19 protein-coding genes are annotated in these 17280 nt (G+C 33.0%); 11 read left to right on the top strand and 8 right to left on the bottom strand.

Annotated features, from left to right (window positions below; genetic code table 11):
• The first annotated feature begins 33 nt into the window (after positions 1 to 33).
• Both BUB80_RS01470 and BUB80_RS01475 read left to right on the top strand, forming a co-directional pair.
• Positions 34 to 999, top strand: a complete 966-nt coding sequence (locus tag BUB80_RS01470; RefSeq protein ID WP_073290250.1) for an NAD-dependent epimerase/dehydratase family protein — start codon at positions 34 to 36, stop codon at positions 997 to 999.
• A gap of 84 nt (positions 1000 to 1083) precedes the next feature.
• On the top strand, positions 1084 to 1836 hold the full coding sequence (locus BUB80_RS01475) for a polysaccharide deacetylase family protein (protein WP_073290252.1): 753 nt from the start codon (positions 1084 to 1086) through the stop codon (positions 1834 to 1836).
• Positions 1837 to 2345: 509 nt separating this feature from the next.
• On the opposite strand, the gene BUB80_RS01480 is transcribed toward BUB80_RS01475, so the two are convergent.
• Both BUB80_RS01480 and BUB80_RS01485 read right to left on the bottom strand, forming a co-directional pair.
• A complete protein-coding gene (locus BUB80_RS01480) occupies positions 2346 to 3551 on the bottom strand; it encodes a metallophosphoesterase (protein WP_073290254.1) in 1206 nt (401 codons plus the stop codon).
• A 67-nt stretch (positions 3552 to 3618) separates the two neighbouring features.
• Positions 3619 to 4686 (bottom strand): 3-oxoacyl-ACP synthase III family protein, encoded by a 1068-nt coding sequence (locus tag BUB80_RS01485; RefSeq protein ID WP_073290255.1) that lies wholly within the window; start codon positions 4684 to 4686, stop codon positions 3619 to 3621.
• 102 nt (positions 4687 to 4788) lie between these two features.
• Here BUB80_RS01485 and BUB80_RS01490 point away from each other — a divergent pair, with 102 nt between their 5' ends.
• The 8 genes from BUB80_RS01490 (at position 4789) to BUB80_RS01525 (ending at position 11070) form a co-directional block, all read left to right on the top strand.
• Positions 4789 to 5358, top strand: a complete 570-nt coding sequence (locus tag BUB80_RS01490) for a hypothetical protein (RefSeq protein ID WP_073290257.1) — start codon at positions 4789 to 4791, stop codon at positions 5356 to 5358.
• The gene (gene ubiE / locus BUB80_RS01495) at positions 5355 to 6086 is read left to right on the top strand and encodes a bifunctional demethylmenaquinone methyltransferase/2-methoxy-6-polyprenyl-1,4-benzoquinol methylase UbiE (RefSeq protein ID WP_073290258.1); all 732 of its coding nucleotides are present in this window, start codon (positions 5355 to 5357) and stop codon (positions 6084 to 6086) included. Before BUB80_RS01490 ends, ubiE begins: the two co-directional genes overlap by 4 nt.
• A gap of 3 nt (positions 6087 to 6089) precedes the next feature.
• Positions 6090 to 6872, top strand: coding sequence for a type IX secretion/gliding motility protein PorT/SprT (gene porT / locus BUB80_RS01500; RefSeq protein ID WP_073290260.1), 783 nt, complete (start codon positions 6090 to 6092; stop codon positions 6870 to 6872).
• 135 nt (positions 6873 to 7007) lie between these two features.
• A complete protein-coding gene (locus BUB80_RS01505) occupies positions 7008 to 7310 on the top strand; it encodes a hypothetical protein (RefSeq protein ID WP_073290262.1) in 303 nt (100 codons plus the stop codon).
• The gene (locus BUB80_RS01510; RefSeq protein ID WP_073290264.1) at positions 7310 to 7597 is read left to right on the top strand and encodes a cell division protein ZapA; all 288 of its coding nucleotides are present in this window, start codon (positions 7310 to 7312) and stop codon (positions 7595 to 7597) included. Before BUB80_RS01505 ends, BUB80_RS01510 begins: the two co-directional genes overlap by 1 nt.
• A gap of 226 nt (positions 7598 to 7823) precedes the next feature.
• Entirely contained in the window at positions 7824 to 9392 is a 1569-nt protein-coding gene (gene rny, locus BUB80_RS01515; protein ID WP_073290265.1) for a ribonuclease Y, read from the top strand.
• A 73-nt stretch (positions 9393 to 9465) separates the two neighbouring features.
• Entirely contained in the window at positions 9466 to 10707 is a 1242-nt protein-coding gene (locus tag BUB80_RS01520) for an MFS transporter (RefSeq protein ID WP_073290267.1), read from the top strand.
• A gap of 171 nt (positions 10708 to 10878) precedes the next feature.
• Positions 10879 to 11070, top strand: coding sequence for a hypothetical protein (locus BUB80_RS01525; protein ID WP_054510711.1), 192 nt, complete (start codon positions 10879 to 10881; stop codon positions 11068 to 11070).
• 120 nt (positions 11071 to 11190) lie between these two features.
• Here BUB80_RS01525 and BUB80_RS01530 read toward each other — a convergent pair whose 3' ends face one another.
• From BUB80_RS01530 to BUB80_RS01545, 4 genes are all read right to left on the bottom strand, one after another.
• Positions 11191 to 12132: a terpene synthase family protein gene (locus tag BUB80_RS01530; RefSeq protein WP_073290269.1), complete on the bottom strand. Its 942-nt coding sequence runs from the start codon at positions 12130 to 12132 to the stop codon at positions 11191 to 11193.
• A gap of 178 nt (positions 12133 to 12310) precedes the next feature.
• Positions 12311 to 13246 carry a YeiH family protein gene (locus BUB80_RS01535; protein WP_073290523.1) on the bottom strand — a complete coding sequence of 312 codons (936 nt, stop codon included), beginning with the start codon at positions 13244 to 13246 and terminating at the stop codon, positions 12311 to 12313.
• Positions 13247 to 13583: 337 nt separating this feature from the next.
• Positions 13584 to 14471, bottom strand: a complete 888-nt coding sequence (locus BUB80_RS01540) for a LysR family transcriptional regulator (RefSeq protein WP_073290271.1) — start codon at positions 14469 to 14471, stop codon at positions 13584 to 13586.
• 127 nt (positions 14472 to 14598) lie between these two features.
• Positions 14599 to 15066 (bottom strand): acyl-CoA thioesterase, encoded by a 468-nt coding sequence (locus tag BUB80_RS01545; RefSeq protein ID WP_073290273.1) that lies wholly within the window; start codon positions 15064 to 15066, stop codon positions 14599 to 14601.
• A gap of 119 nt (positions 15067 to 15185) precedes the next feature.
• Between BUB80_RS01545 and BUB80_RS01550 the strand changes: the two genes are divergently transcribed.
• Positions 15186 to 15539, top strand: coding sequence for an arsenate reductase family protein (locus BUB80_RS01550; protein ID WP_073290275.1), 354 nt, complete (start codon positions 15186 to 15188; stop codon positions 15537 to 15539).
• A 184-nt stretch (positions 15540 to 15723) separates the two neighbouring features.
• Here BUB80_RS01550 and gcvT read toward each other — a convergent pair whose 3' ends face one another.
• Together gcvT and BUB80_RS01560 are read right to left on the bottom strand one after the other, a co-directional pair.
• Complete coding sequence (gene gcvT, locus BUB80_RS01555) at positions 15724 to 16800, bottom strand: glycine cleavage system aminomethyltransferase GcvT (RefSeq protein ID WP_073290277.1); 1077 nt, start codon at positions 16798 to 16800, stop codon at positions 15724 to 15726.
• A gap of 8 nt (positions 16801 to 16808) precedes the next feature.
• Entirely contained in the window at positions 16809 to 17279 is a 471-nt protein-coding gene (locus tag BUB80_RS01560; RefSeq protein WP_073290279.1) for a hypothetical protein, read from the bottom strand.
• Between the last annotated feature and the right edge of the window lies 1 nt (position 17280).

Consider the following 17280-nt stretch of genomic DNA (forward strand, 5'->3'; position numbering starts at 1 on the left):
TTTTGCTTCTGATCCTCATAATAAAAAAGAAAAATGGAATCGTATACGGAAAGAATACTAATTACGGGTGCTTTAGGACAGATCGGCACCGAACTTACGAATAGACTTGTCGAGATTCACGGTGCAGAAAATGTAGTAGCTTCTGGACTAGACAGATGGCAAAAAGGCATTACTGCTGCAGGTCATTATGAAAGAATGGACGTTACCAATACCCAACTGGTAAAGCAGGTTATCAAAGATTATGATATTACAACAGTTTATCATTTGGCTTCACTTTTATCGGGAACTTCTGAGAAACAGCCGATTTTTGCTTGGAAATTAAATCTTGAACCCCTTCTTCAGTTTTGTGAAATGGCAAAAGAAGGTCTTCTTAAAAAGATATTCTGGCCAAGTTCTATTGCTGTTTTTGGGAAAGGGATTCCTAAAGAAAACGTAGCACAAGATGTTGTTTTGAATCCAACTACAGTATATGGGATTTCTAAAATGGCAGGTGAAAAATGGTGTGAATATTATTTCGATAAATATGGAGTAGACGTAAGAAGTATTAGATATCCGGGATTAATCTCATGGAAAACTCCTGCAGGTGGAGGGACTACAGATTACGCTGTTGAGATTTTTTATGAAGCGATTGAGGAAGGAAAATATACAAGTTTTATTTCTGAAAATACAGGAATGCCGATGTTGTATATGGACGATGCAATTAATGCAACATTGAAATTAATGGAAGCTCCAAAAGAAAGTTTAACGATTCGTTCATCTTATAATTTGGGTGGAATGTCTTTTACTCCAAAAGAATTGGCAGAAGAAATTAAGAAAGAAATCCCAAGTTTTGAGATCGATTATAAACCGGATTTCAGACAAGCAATTGCAGATTCTTGGCCGGCATCAATTGATGATTCTATTGCTAAAAAAGACTGGGGATTAACCTATGATTTTGGAATTTCTGAAATGTCTAAAGATATGATCAAGAATCTTAAGGTGAAATTAGGTAAAGATTAATTATCTAAAGTTAAACTTTAATTAAAATATATTTTAACATCTGATTATTAATTAAATATAATTGTTATCTAAAATTTAGTTTACATGGTATTGTTCACTTTTAATATTGTAAATATTGAAGCTAAGACCAAAAATGATCTTCAGATTACAGATGAAGAGCGATTAGGAATTACAGAAAATAATACAAAAGCTATTCTTAGAATTTTAGATATTCATGATGTAAAAGCTAGTTTTTTTGTGGAAATTTCCATTGCTGAAAAACTTAAAAATCTAATAAAAGCAATTTCATCCCACGGGCATGAAATTGCTTTTTATAATAAAAACTCTACTCTTCAGGAAATTGAGGAAGCTAAAAAAAATACGCAAGATCTTCTCGAAAAACAGATCCGTGGAATTCGTCAAAAAGATTGTAAGCTCCCTCGGGAGAATTTAAAATTGTTGGAATTTAATTATGTTTCCAATATTGACAATGCTAATATTCTTTTTCCTTTTAAACGGTTAAAAAGAAATACAGAGATTACAGAAGAGGATGGGTTAAGTATTATTCCGGAAAGTATTTCACCTTACTTTCAGTTGCCGTATAATGATTTTATGTTTCAGATCTTACCCATGAAGTATTACAAGAATATGGTTTTTGAAACATTGAAAAATGATGACTTTGTTTTGATCTATCTTAACTCTTGGCAGTTCACCGATTTCAAAAAATATCAGTTTAATATTCCTTTCTACAGAAGTCTATTTTCGGGCAGAAAAATGGAGGACAAATTAGACGCCCTCCTTACTTGGATCAACGAGAATGACATGGCCACTTCCCGTATGAAAGATTATATTTTTTAAACCTTTTTCTTTTCCCACTGATTTCACTGATTTGCACAGATAGTTGTGTTTTGATTTGTGAAAATTGTTTTAAAATTTACCTCTCGCAGATTTTGTAGATAACGCAGATATTAGTGTTATTCGTGTTTAAAAATTAAGCCAATTCAAAAAGCGTAATTTCCGGTAAAACTCTAACTCTTCCGAGGTAGCCTAATACTCCAAAGTCTCTGTTTACGTAAAATGTTTTTCTTTGCGTTTAAAATTTCCCTCTCGCAGATTTTGCAGATAACGCAGATGTTGGTGTTATTCGTGCAAAAAATTAGTGTTATTAGTGTTTAAAAATTAAGCCAATTCAAAAAGCTTAATTTCCGGTAAAACCCCAACTCTTCCAGAGTAACCTAATACTCCAAAGCCTCTGTTTATGTAAAATGTTTTTCTTTGCGTTTAAAATTTACCTCTCGCAGATTTTGCAGATAACGCAGATACTTGTGTTATTCGTGCAAAAAATTAGTGTTATTCGTGTTTAAAAATTAAGCCAATTCAAAAAGCGTAATTTCCGGTAAAACCCCAACTCTTCCAGGGTAACCTAATACTCCAAATCCTCTGTTTACGTAAAGCATTTTTCCTTCACTTTCGTATAGATCAGCCCATTTTGGGTAACGGTACTGAACAGGCGACCATTTTATATTCTTTAAATCCAAACCGAACTGCATTCCGTGTGTGTGACCAGAAAGGGTCAAATGAACATCTATCGGATGCTTTTTAACCACGTAGTCAAAATGAGTAGGGTCATGGCTCATTAATATTTTTGTCGCTGATTCTGGAACTCCTTTTAGGGCGTCATCTAGCTTTCCAAATTGTGGGAAAGGTTTTAAGCCCCAGTTATCAACGCCCAGAATATAAATTTTCTCACCGTTTTTCTCGATTACTCTATGTTCGTTTCTAAGCATATCGAAACCGGCTTGTTTTTCATAATCAATTAAAGTGTCAAGATTCTTTTTCTTAGCATCTAATGAAGTCCATGTTACGTAATCTGCGTAATCGTGATTTCCAAGTACGGCAAACTTTCCATCCTTTGCTTTAATCTTTGAAAATAAGGGAATAAATGGCTTGAACTCATCTGCAATATTATTCACCATATCTCCTGTGAATAAAACTAAATCTGGATTTTGCTCATTGATTAAATCAATAGCGTGTTCCAATTTACTTGGGTCAGAAAAGCTTCCACTATGAACATCAGAGATTTGTACGATCTTATAGCCTTTAAAGCTTTTCGGAAGATTAGTAAAATTTATTCTCACTCTTCTTACTTTGTGACGGTATTTCCCGAATGTAATTCCATCAATAAACAATGCCGAGAGTATGCCTCCCAAGCCAAGTCCCATGATGCTTAAAAACTTTCTTCTTTCAGGGAAAAAGTTTTCCGTCGGTCGGGTCAACCCAATTAAATAACCTCCTGTTCTAAAAATATCATCAATTAATAAAAATAGAACGATGAAAATTTTAGGCAGAATAAAGATTAAAAATAGCGAGATCATTATTTGAGCCCTCACCGTACTTCTGTCTGATCTTTGAAAGTGAGAGACTTCGTAAGCGAAGAATCCGTAAACAGCCAAAGATACAACCCAATATCCTGTTTTTATCCAGGAATTGTCTGTTAATGTTCTTATTGCCTGATAGATGTATACTTCTAAAAACAAAAAGATAGCAGCGATGAATAAAAAATTTTTTTGCATAATAATGTTTAAAAAAAGCACAAAGAATACCTTCCCTGTGCTTTTTATATTTTAAAATTAAATATTTTTAAGGAAATCTATACACGATAGCATTGATGTTCATTCCGGCACCAACCGAAGCCATAACAATGTTACCTTTATCTTTAAACGATTGACCCTCCATTTTTCCTTTAATTATTAAATCAAATAATGTAGGAATTGTTGCAACAGAAGAATTTCCTAACTTCTGAATAGTCATAGGAGAGATTGCATGATTGTACTCTTTCACATTATAAAGCCTGTGAATTCTTTCAATCATTGCGTAATCCATTTTAGCATTTGCCTGGTGAATTAATATTTTATCTACATCTTCAATAGAAAGTCCGGCATCATCAATTGTTTCTTTTACAGCAACAGGAACGTTTTTAAGAGCGTACTCATAAATTTTTCTTCCCAGCATTCTGATATAAAATTTATCTTGATCTGCTTCTTTATTAAGAGAGCATCCACTTACCAAATATTCCAGTTCAGGACCATTATCACAAATTGTATTGTGGGCAATGATTCCTACATTTTCTTCCTCAGTAGCTGTAACTACAACTGCTCCGGCTCCGTCTGCAAAAATCATCTTATTTCTGTCGTAATCATCTGTGACACGACTTAAGATTTCACTACCAACTACAAGGATTGTTTTGGCAACGTTAGCTTTAATTAAATTATTAGCTAGGATCATTGCTTCAACCCATCCAGGGCATCCAAAGATCATGTCATAGGTAATGCACTTTCTGTTTTTGATACCTAAATGATTTTTAACTCTTGCCGCCATCGTGGGCATAAAGTTGACAAGGCCAGCCGTGCTTACCTCACCAAAATTACTTGCGTAAATGATATAATCTATTTCTTCAGGATTTACTTTCGCATCTTCAATTGCAATTTTAGATGCTTCATAGCCAATTCGAGAGTTAGAATTGTCATCTTCAATATATCTGCGTTCCTCAATCTCTGTAATTTCTACAAATTTTGAGATAATTTCTTCTGTAGGCTTTTCTATTTTTTCACCTTCATCTGTATAAAACTCAGAATCCATAAAATAGTCGCTAGTAATAACTCTATTAGGAATATAAGATCCAGAACCAATAATGATCGTATTCGGCATTCGTTTAAATGATTTTTTTTAAAGATGCAAAGTTAATAATTAATATTAATAAGAAAGAATTAAAAATATTATTAAATTTGCAAAAATTGTACTTTACAATCTATGAAAAATAATCCATCTTTAAAAGGTTTAGCTATTGCTGTTGTGGTGTTTATGATGGCCTTTGGGATTTACTTCTTCTTTTTAGCTAAGAAAAATTATTACTTAGTAGATAACCCTACGCCCAATACTTATTATTATAAGATCAATAACGGTTCTGAAGGAATTATTTCTGCAGGGCAGTTTGTGCATGTAGATCTGAAACAGGGTAAAAATGCTATTAAAGTTTTTGACCAGAATAAGAAATTACTCTATGATTCTGCGTTTGAAGTAAATAAAATCCGTGGGCTTTTGAATATTGCTCATGAAGATTATTATATTAATCGTCAATATTATGGATACAATCTTAAAAAAGATTCATTACTTTTGGCGCTTGATAAGACCGTTATAGACGGGAAGCAGTATTTTGGAGCGCCCAAACGCTTCAATAAGCTTTATACAGAAGATTTTTACTACAATGTAGATGAAGATTATGATAAAATGATCAAAAACATCCAACAAGTAGAATCAAGATCAAAGATCTTCAGAAAACAAGATTTCCTTAATTATTATAAAGAATATTACAAGTTTTGACAAACGATATCAACAAAGTGACGCCCTACAATTCTGAGGCTACAAAGAAGAGCCAGGTAGAGGATATGTTCGACAATATTGCACCAAAATATGACCTTTTAAATCATGTTTTGTCCATGAAAATTGATGTTTTGTGGAGAAATACATTGGTGAATATGATGAAAAAAGATAACCCGCAAGAAGTGCTGGATGTGGCTACTGGAACGGGAGATCTGGCTATTACAATTGAAAAAGGAACCAATGCAAAAATAATTGGTTTGGATTTATCGCAACAAATGTTAAATGTTGGCGTTAATAAAATAAAAAAACTTAATTTAGACGGCAAAATTTCCATGCAAAAGGGAGATGCAGAAAATTTACCTTTCGAGGACAATAGATTCGATGCTGTTTCCGTTGCATTTGGAGTAAGGAATTTTGAAAACCTAACCAAAGGGTTAGCAGAGTTAAGAAGGGTAGTTAAGGATAACAAGAGTGTTTATATACTGGAGTTTTCAAAGGTTGAGGGTTTTTTAGCACCATTTTATATGTTTTATTTCAAAAATGTATTGCCTGCCATCGGCAGATTGGTTTCTAAAGATAATAGGGCATACACATACCTTCCGGATTCTGTGAATGCTTTTCCTTTCGGGGAAAAGATGAGACAAATTCTTTTAGATACAGGATTTAAAAAAGTTGAATATAAAAAACTAAGTTTAGGTATAGCCACAATTTATAAAGCAACAAAGTAACCTATGAATAAATTTCTATTAAAAGCACTGGTTTTAGCCTCAGTAAATATTGCCGTTTTTGCAGACGCGCAATTTAGAACCCGAAACAGAATGGATAAGCTGGAAGATTTTGACCAGCAAACATTTAGTTGGGGTTTTTATTTGAATGGCAATAAGCTGGATTACCGTATTGTCTTGAATCCAAGATATGGTATGGAAGGTAATCAGAATCTTGTTACATCTAAAGAAAGTTATAGTTTCGGTGCCGGTCTTATCGGGAAATGGAGACTTAATGATTATTTGGATCTAAGAATGGAACCAGGCTTACAATTTGCTCAGAGGCAATTAACTTTCAACACCCAGTCAAATGACCAATATGCTGCGGGAACTTTGACAAATGCTCCTTTTATTCCAGTTCCTTTGAATGAAAAAGATAAAGTAAGGGATATCAAGTCTACCTTGGTAGATATTCCAGTGATGTTAGAGTTTCACGGACAAAGATGGTATAACTCGAGACCTTATATTGCTGGTGGGGTGAATTATATTGTGAACTTACAGTCTAATTCTAGTTCTACGGATGACAATATGCAACAGATATTCAGATCTACAACACATAATTTTGCTTGGTCTGTAGAAATGGGTATTCAACTTTACTTCAATAAATTTAAATTGACACCAGGAATCAGAGGTACATTTATCATGAACAACGAAATTGTTGCGGATAATGCGACTACACCTCCTTATTGGACGGCAGCAATGTCTACTCTACAATCAAGAGCTGTGTTTTTTGTATTGAAATTTGAATAAGAAATAAGCTTTAAAATATAAAGGAGGTGTATTACACCTCCTTTTTTGTTGGAAAATCAAAATATAGAGAGTTTTATTTTTGTTACTGTTATTATTTTTTTATTTTTGCTAATAGTTAGAATATAGAAACCTGAAATGCTTCAAGATTTAGAAAACAATTTTTCAGAATTAGAGAAAAAGATTTTGAATTTACAAAAGAATCAACAAAGTCTTAATGAAAAGTTATTAGAATTAAATAAAGAGCATGAAGAACTGAAGAAGAAATACGACGAGGAAAGAAAGAAAAATCAGGTATTAGCAGAAGAACAAAAAAATATAAAACTTTATTCAGCAATATCAGGAAACCCTGAACACAATAGGTTGATGAAAAATCATATCAACAGATTGGTAAAAGAAGTGGATTTCTGTATTGCTCAGCTTCAAAATAGTGGATTATAATGGATGTAAGAAGAATTACCATCAATATTGCTGGAAGAGTATATCCACTAAATGTGCCCGCAGCAGAGGAAGAGACTTTGCGTAAAGTTGGGAAGCAAATTGAGAATATGATTAAAGATTTTGAACAAAACTTCGATGTAAGAGATAAACAAGATGCTTTGGCCATGTGTGCCCTTAAACTGGGAACAAATGCAGAAGTGGTATCTCTGAACTACGAAAAAAATATAAATTCTACCAATGAAAGATTAGTTAAGATTAATCAATCGTTGGATGAAATTGGGAAATAGATTTTTTTTTCCAGAAAACCTGCCTACAATAATTCTAACACATTAAAGGTAAACTCAACGCTAAAAAATTACCGAACAAACATCCATTGAATGGCGTGCCGGTTATCCGGATTACAGACAGTGGAGATCAGTTCAAATCGTGTTGATTAGGAGTTTACTCTATATCATTGAATTATTGTAGGCTTTTTATTTTAATATTATTATAGACAATTAAAACTCAATATATATGACAACAGCCATTATAGTCGGCGTTATTTGTTTAGTAATCGGTGCAGTTCTGGGGATGCTTTCCTCTAAGAGCTCATTGAATACTAAAGCAAAATTTATTATAGATGATGCACAGAAAAATGCTGAAAACCTTATAGAAAAAGCTAATGTACAAGCTGAATCCATAAAAAAAGAAAAGAATCTTCAAGCTAAAGAAAAATTCCTTGAATTAAAATCTCAACATGATGCAGATATCCAATCGAGAGAGAAGAAAATGCAGGATTCTGAAAAGAGAGTTAAAGACAAAGAAAATAAGCTGAATGACGAGCTTAGCAAAGCGGGAAAACTTGAAAAAGATTTGGACAGACAAATTGCTGATTATGCTAAGAAAACAGAAAATTTAGATAGAAAACAACAGGAATTAGACATCGTAACTTCTAAGAAAGTTGAAACTCTTGAAAAAATATCTAATTATACGGCAGAAGAAGCTAAAGCTGAATTGGTAGAATCAATGAAAGCTGAAGCTAAAACAAGAGCTCAGGCTCATGTTCAGAGCATCATGGAAGAAGCTCAGTTGAATGCTAAAGGGGAAGCTAGAAAAATCGTTATTCAAACGATCCAAAGAATCGGAACAGAGCAGGCTATCGAAAATTCAGTATCGGTATTTAATATTGAATCTGATGAAGTAAAAGGTAGAATTATCGGTAGAGAAGGTAGAAATATCCGTGCTTTAGAAGCGGTAACGGGTGTTGAGATCATCGTTGATGATACTCCTGAAGCTATTCTTCTTTCATGTTTTGACCCGGTAAGAAGAGAAATCGCAAGATTATCACTTCACAGATTGGTAACAGATGGAAGAATCCACCCTGCAAGAATTGAAGAGGTAGTTGAAAAAACGAGAAAACAAATTGAAGAGGAGATCATTGAAGTTGGTAAAAGAACAATCATTGATTTGGGAATTCACGGTTTACACCCAGAATTGATTAAAATCGTTGGTAGAATGAAATACCGTTCTTCTTACGGACAAAACTTATTACAGCACTCAAGAGAGGTAGCAAATATCGCTGCAACAATGGCGGCTGAATTAGGATTAAATGTAAAATTAGCTAAAAGAGCAGGTCTATTACACGATATCGGTAAAGTTCCTGAGCAGGAGTCTGAACTTCCTCATGCTTTACTAGGTATGCAATGGGCTGAAAAATATGGTGAAAATGCAGAGGTTATCAATGCTATTGGTGCTCACCACGACGAGGTAGAAATGACTTCATTGTTATCTCCGATCATTCAGGTTGCGGATGCAATTTCAGGAGCAAGACCGGGAGCTAGAAGACAGGTGTTAGAATCTTATATCCAAAGATTAAAAGACCTTGAAGCTGCTGCATTAAGCTTTGAAGGAGTATCTAGTGCATACGCAATTCAGGCAGGTAGAGAGTTGAGAGTAATGGTAGAAAGTGGTAGAGTAAATGACGAAACTGCTTCTCAGTTATCTTACGATATTTCTGAAAAAATCCAGAATGAATTGACGTATCCAGGACAAGTAAAAGTAACAGTAATCAGAGAAACGAGAGCTGTAAATATTGCAAGATAATAATCAATCAAAGATATTTTATAAAAACCTTTCAAGAAATTGAAAGGTTTTTTATTTTTATCAAAATTTAAAAATGCAAGAACTGTCATTATCTTCAAAACTGAAGTACATTTTTTCTATTCCCGTGATCATTGCCGCCCTTGGGTATTTCGTAGACATTTATGATCTGCTTTTATTTGGGATTGTAAGAATTCCCAGCTTAAAAGCATTAGGTCTGAATCCTGATGTAGACGGCACTTTTATTCTCAACTGTCAAATGATAGGATTGTTGATAGGAGGAATTTTCTGGGGTATTTTTGGTGATAAAAAAGGGAGGCTTTCTGTATTGTTTGGATCTATTTTGGTATATTCTTTAGCCAATATTGCCTGTGGGTTTTTACCCCATTTTCCAAAAGAGCATTTAGTCTATTCTTATGCAGGATTAAGATTTATTGCAGGAATTGGGCTAGCCGGAGAACTAGGAGCAGGAATTACACTGGTTTCTGAAAGTTTACCAAAGAATTTAAGAGCAATAGGAACTTCTGTTGTGGCAGGTTTTGGGTTAATGGGAGCTGTGGTGGCTCAATTAACAGTAGAATTAGCAGGAGGTTGGAATATTTCTTATATCATTGGAGGTGTTTTGGGAATCATGTTGCTATTTTTAAGAATAAGTGTTTCGGAATCTGGTATTTATAAAAATATTGAAACGAAATCGCTTTCCAAGGGAAACTTCTTATCCTTCTTTACCAATAAAGACCGTCTCATAAGATATTTAAAATGTATTGCGGTGGGATTGCCCACTTGGTATTGCATTGGAATTTTGGCGGTATTAGCAAACCAATTTGCCCCTGAATTTGGAATTAAAGACCTAAATCCCGGAAAAGCAATAATGTGGGCGTATGTAGGTATTTCTGTCGGTGACTTAATGAGCGGGTTTATCTCCCACGCATTAAAATCCCGGAAAATGGCTATTTTCTATATGCTTATGTTTACGTTGGTTGGAGTAGTAATCATGCTTTTCGGAAATACAAATACAGAAACGAAATATTATATGTTCTGCGTGTGGCTCGGATTAGGAACAGGATATTGGGCAATGTTTGTAACGTTAGCGGCTGAACAATTCGGTACTAACATCCGAAATACGGCAACAACTACCGTTCCCAATATGGTAAGAGGTTTGGTTCCGGTAATGATCTTGGCTTTTGATCTTCTAAAAAACAATTTTTCCGTAATTATGAGTGCTGCAGTGGTTGGAGTGGTGGTATTTGGGCTTGCCTTTTATTCTTCTTACACCATTTCTGAAACCCATGATAAAGATTTAGACTTTACAGAATAAGAGTTAATGTGAATGAATACGCAATGTATGTTTGATTTCATTGTGTTACTTGTATTATAAATACTGAATTATCTTGCAATTAAATAATAATTATGTTGTGGATACTATTTATTTGTTTAACTTTGGAATCGTTCAATTAAAAAATACTTTAAACTAAAAATCAGAAATCACATGTTAAACCAAGTTTTAAAAAATGCTAAAAAGCTACAAAAAGGAGATCTTAAAAACATCGTAGGAGGTATTAGTAAACCTAATTTATCTCTATGCGGATGCAGCTGCTCTGGAGCAGTAACAGGTCCTGAGTATTGTTCTCAGTATTTTGGATGCCCTCAAGTTTACACTTGCGGACAAGATCTAACATAGAAACATTTCCACATTTAATATGCAGAACCCTTTTGGTATATCCAAAAGGGTTTTGTTCTTTTTAACTTCTTTTCCTTCATGAAAGAGAAAGAAATAATGTCGCTAATAGCTGAACTATACTTAAAATTCTTCAAGTAGAATATTATATTTTTTATATCTTGGAATATCAATGATAGACCAATCTAAATGTCCGCGTATGAGTTTGCTTATTGCTGTAATATATTTTTTCACCATTATTGCATCCTCTTTCTCAAAATGTAAGTAAGCATTTTCATACTCAATAAATTTCTTTAATTGTTCATTATGAAAATCTAAGACCTTATACATTGCTTCTTTTACTGTTATATTTTCATGTTTATTGTAGACAATTACCAAATTATGAAAATCTTGTAATTGTAATTCTCTTTCTGCAGAAAAGAAATCATTTATAGAGTACATAATCTGAGATGCTGTATGTTCTATTTCCTTTATCATTACATTATTTCTAATAGAATCTGGTAAAAAGTATTCATCACTAAACTCCATAAGATTTAATGTCCAATAAACTCCTGCAGAATGGTTACGCATCTTAATGTATTCATCAATATTGGGAACGTTATTTGCCTCTCTGTTTTTTGCTTCCCATAAAAGGGCATGTAAATAATCATGCATGTTTTTTTTAAAATGCTGTTGCCATGATAAAGGACTTGATTTTTTTAAATCAAGCCATATATTTTGAAAAGGTAAAATTATTGATGAAAGCTCATTATTGTCATTATTTATAGTTTGATCTTCTAAAATATTTGTAAAGACGGATATAATTTGTTTAACAGTTTTAACTCCATTTTTTTCACAATAATCATCAATAATATAGATGCAAATTGCAAGTTGACAACAAATCGTAACTAATTCTACTTTAGCATTTGGAAGAGCTCTTCCTAAAAGATGTCCAACTTTAATAACATTAAGATATTCAGCTTTTGCCAATCCATGTGAAATTGCCCATTGTTGAGAGTTAATCTCTATTTTTTCAACTTGGGGATGAATAATTGAAGGGTAAGGGTAAATGTTTTTTAATTCCATGATTTTTAGTTTTGTATTATAAAAATAATAAAAAAAAATAATCATTATGTTGTGATTTTTTATGATGTAACTCGATGATATTGATACTTAAATCGAGTAGGAGAATGTAAATTTTGAATTTAGGATAAACCAAAATTCAAAATTTCATCAATTAACAAGACAAGACTCTTTTGGATATTTAATTCATGATATATAATAAACTTCCAATACTTATGGTGATCCATAGAATCAATGCGACAGCTAAAGGTTTTAAACCAATTGTTTTCAGGGTCTGTAAAGAAAGGGTAGAACCGATTAAAAATAAAGTTACATTTAATCCGGATTTCGCAGCAACAGTAACTACAGAACTGAAATTATCGAAGAAAGGGAAATAGGTATTCAGAAGTATAGCAAAAATAAACCATCCAATAAACCATGGAATTTTAATTTTTGAACCTTTACTTTTAAAAATAAACATTGTAATGATGGATACAGGTATGATCCATAATGCTCGGGCTAGCTTTACCGTAGTTGCTATTTTTAATGCCTCATCTCCATATTTACTTGCTGCCCCTACAACAGAGCTGGTGTCATGGATTCCGACCGCGCACCATAATCCAAATTGCTCTTGGGTAAGGTGCAAAATATGTCCAATAAAAGGATAAACAAACAGGGCAACTGAATTCAGTGTAAACACAATCGCAAGAGCCAGCGATATTTGTTTTGTAGTGGGTTTTATAATAGGAGAGGTTGCTGCAATGGCACTTCCTCCACAGATTGCAGTTCCTACAGAAAGCAGATAAGAAAGTTGCTTATCAAGTTTGAATACTTTTCCTAAAAAGTAACCTAAAGTCATCACTGTGAAAATACTGATGACCGTTAAAGTAAATCCTGTTTTTCCGGCTTGTAGAGCTTCATTTAATTTTAAACCAAAACCTAATCCTACAATAGAAATTTGTAATAAGAGGTGGATGTATTGATGGACTTTTTTTTCAAAAGGATTGCCTATAAAAATGACTAAAAGAATTCCTAATGCCAATGCAATGGGAGAAGAAACAAATGGAGTAAGACATAGAATGATTATTCCTATAAAAATTATTTTCTGTGAAGTTTCATTTTGGATGAAAGTTTTCATATTGTAAAGCGTTGAAATCATAGTTCAAAATTCTACAATTTATTATTACGATATGCATTGTATTTTGTTATGATGAATAACTTTTAGTTATAATTAATTAAAACTTTTTAATGTTTCGAAGTTGGTTAATCACAAAGGCGCAATTTCTTTTTATAACAATGTGTTTTAAGGCGCAAGGATTTTATCTACGATAAAATTGATTGGCTTATATCATATAACCCAGCATACGCTTTGTCATCCGGAGGAATCTATATATCGCTATTGGAGTCTCTGTGATTTTCCAATAAAATATTCTTTTCTAATTTCCTATTTTACTCGAAAACTTTTTTACATAAATTCAAACAGGTTCATAACTCATGAATTTTAAAAACAATTGAATCAATTCAGATTGTTCCCCTTTGGGAAGAATGTAATGAAAGTTTCTTTCAATACTGAAATTTTTGATATCAATGATTGTTAAGATATTGTTTTTAAGCTCGTTTAAAACAGTGCTGATTGATAAAAAGGCCATGCAATCGGAATGTAAAAGATAATTTTTGATGCTTTCGCTGCTTCCCAATTGCATTACGATATTCAATTCATCAATATGGATTCCTTTTTCTTTTAACCGATTCTGAATAAACTCCTGAGTTCCAGAACCTTGTTCGCGGAAAATTAAACCTAAATTGTAAAGGTCTTTTAGATTCAGTGTTTTGTTAGCTAAAGGATGATGGACTTTAGTAACCAATACAATTTCATCGGCTTTAAAGGTGGTATATTCGAAAAAAGAAGACTGAGATTCTCCTTCAATGATGCCCAGATCTATTTTACCCTCTTTTAAAAGAGAAGAAATTATTTCAGTATTTTGAGTGAGCAACTCTATTTTGATATCTTTATAATAAGAATTGAATTTTGCCAAAATTTCAGGTAAAATATATTGAGCGATCGTTGTGCTGGCTCCAATAATCAGTTTTCCTTTATGTTCTTGATTCACTTGGCTGATCTCAAATTCAAGATCACGATAAAGATTTCTTATTTTTTCAGCATATTCATACAATATTTTTCCACTTTGAGTAAGCTGAATAGTCGTTCCTTTTCGGTCGAATAATTTCGTGTTGAGTTGATTTTCTGTTTCTTTGATATGTTTGGTAACCGCAGGTTGGGAAATGTTAAGTTCCTCCGAAGCTCTTGTGAAACTAAGCCTGGAAGCGACGGTATGAAAAACTTTTAATCGATAATCGAACATATTGGGTATTTAAGAAAAGAAAAATAAGTTTCTGGAGTAAGATTAATTTTTAATTCTCTTATTTCCTTTGTTTTTACAGATATTACAAAGGAAATAGGAGAGTGTGAGGCTTAAAATTATGATGAAATTATAAAAATGGTTTCATTTCATCTTCTATCTGAGTTCTCAGATCCATCAGACGTTTTGCGTATTGTTCTTGTTGTTTTTCAGCTTCGGTACTAGGGATCCATTTAGGAACAGGAAGTTTTTTACCATTTTCATCTACCGCCACAAAAACAATGATGCAGTGGGTTTTTTTATCAAAAGTAGGCTGTTTCAGATTTCTTGAAAACACATTAATTGAAATATGCATACTCGAAGAACCTGTATAAATAACCTGTGCTTCTACTTTTACAATTTCTCCAATTTTAATAGGTTCATAGAAACGGATTCCGCCTACATACACCGTTACGGAATAATTTCCACTCCAGGTAGTTGCGCACGCATATCCTGCTTGATCAATCCATTTCATAACACTTCCTCCATGAACATTTCCTCCATAATTAACATCTGAAGGTTCAGAAATAAACTGAAAAGTAATCGGTTTGTTCTCCATTCTTATAAAATTTTCATAAAGGTATTTAATAATTCTTAGAATGGCGGATTAAATCATACTTTTGGAGGTTAGAACTTTGATGAAGGTTTTATGTAATTAAAAATAACTTAAAAAAATAAATGAAAAAAGTATTTTATCTTAATACGTGCGACACTTGCAGAAAAATATTGGCCCAATTTAATCTTAAAGAGTGGGAGCTTCGTGAAATAAAAAAAGAGCCTATTACAAAAGAAGAATTGGAAGCAATGGCGAAGTTGGCGGGTTCATACGAAGAGTTATTCAGTAAAAAATCTACTCAGATCAAATTGAGAGAATTAGATTTAAAAACTTTGGGTGAAGATGATTTTAAAGAACTTCTGCTTGATCATTATACGTTTTTGAGACGCCCCGTTTTTCTTACTGACAACAAAATTTTTATTGGAAATGATAAAAAGAATATAGGGGAATTGAGAGATTTCTTTAATTCAAATTAGAAATAGAAACAGATTTTCCAAAATATCGTTGTAGAATGATAGAATTTCCGACAGTTTGAGTCTTAAGAAAAAGTAGATTTTTTAAATTCAAATGAACGATATATATTAAAATCTGTTACAGGAGTATAAAAACAAAAACCGCAGAATTTTCTGCGGTTTTTGTTTTAAGTATATCTTTTAAAAATTATACAAAAGGAGCTTTCACCACTTTTGCAGGGATATTTTTATTTCTTACCTGAATAAAGATCTCAGAACCTAGTTTGAAATGAGGTTTATCAACATAAGCTAATCCTAAACCAATTTTTTTCATTGGAGACTGAGTCCCTGAAGTTACTTTTCCAATCACATTTCCTTCAGCATCTACAACAGGATAGTCATGTCTTGGAACTCCTTTATCCTGAAGTTCAAAAGCAACTAATTTTCTTGTAACACCTTCTTCTTTCTGTTTTGCGAAAATATCTTTAGAAACAAAATCTTTATCGAATTTTGTAATCCATCCTAATCCAGCTTCAATTGGAGAAGTAGTATCATCGATATCCATTCCGTAAAGACAGAATCCTTTTTCTAGTCTTAAGGTATCTCTGGCAGCTAATCCACAAGGAATAATTCCTTCAGGTTGTCCTGCTTTAATGATCTCATCCCACAATTTTTCTGCATTGTCATTTTGGAAATAAATCTCAAAACCTCCGCTTCCAGTATATCCTGTGTTAGAAATAATAACATCGTTTACTCCTGCAACAGAACCAACTGTGAAATTATAATAAGGAATGTCAGAAAGATTTGCATCAGTCAGTTTTTGAAGGATTTCAGTAGCTTTTGGTCCTTGAACTGCCAACAAAGACATATCATCAGAAGCATTTGTTAATACAGCATCAAATTTGTTGTATTTTACAATGTGATTCCAGTCTTTTTCAATGTTTGAAGCATTTACAACCACGAAATACTTTTCATCCTCCATCTTGTAAACAATAAGGTCGTCTACAATTCCTCCAGTTTCGTTAGGAAGACAAGTGTATTGAGCTTTTCCGTTTTCCAAAGCATCTACATTATTGGTGGTAACCAATTGTAAAAGATCTTTAGCGCCTGGACCTTCAACGAAAAATTGTCCCATGTGAGATACGTCGAATAATCCTGCTTTTTCTCTTACTGCAAAATGCTCTTCTGTAACTCCGGAATATTGTACAGGCATTTCAAAACCTGCGAAAGGTACTATTTTCGCTCCTAAAGAAGCGTGTTTATCGTACAAGGCTGTTTTCTTCATATTTATTTCTATTTCTTTATTTTAAAGCTATTAAAAGTTTCATTGAAAAGGGTCATATAATTTCCATTCCAGTATTTTTGACCGCAGTTGATGGAAATAAGATAAAGATCTTTATCTTTTTGGAATACTTTGGTGATCCAGAATAATTTATCTTTCTCATCAAAATATTCGTATAAATATTCTGTATATCCCTTTTTCCCGTTTTTGCTTTTTATCGTGTTTTCTTCGCCACTTGATTTGTAAAGAGCAAGGATGAATTTTTTTGTTTCTGTTTTTGGAAGGTTTAAATCATGATATTCTGAGATGGTGATTGCACCAATTTCATTGGTAGGAAAAATATTAACAATATCACTTTCATTCATCGCTTTCCAACCATCGGGATAAGTGATGGAATAGTTGGAGTTCTCATACATTTGTTGTTTTTGAGCAAACGAAAGAAACCCCAACAAAAATGTTGTTATGAGTATTGCTTTTTTCATC

It is taken from the genome of Chryseobacterium polytrichastri (assembly GCF_900142445.1).
In the GTDB taxonomy this organism is placed as follows: Bacteria; Bacteroidota; Bacteroidia; order Flavobacteriales; family Weeksellaceae; genus Chryseobacterium; species Chryseobacterium polytrichastri.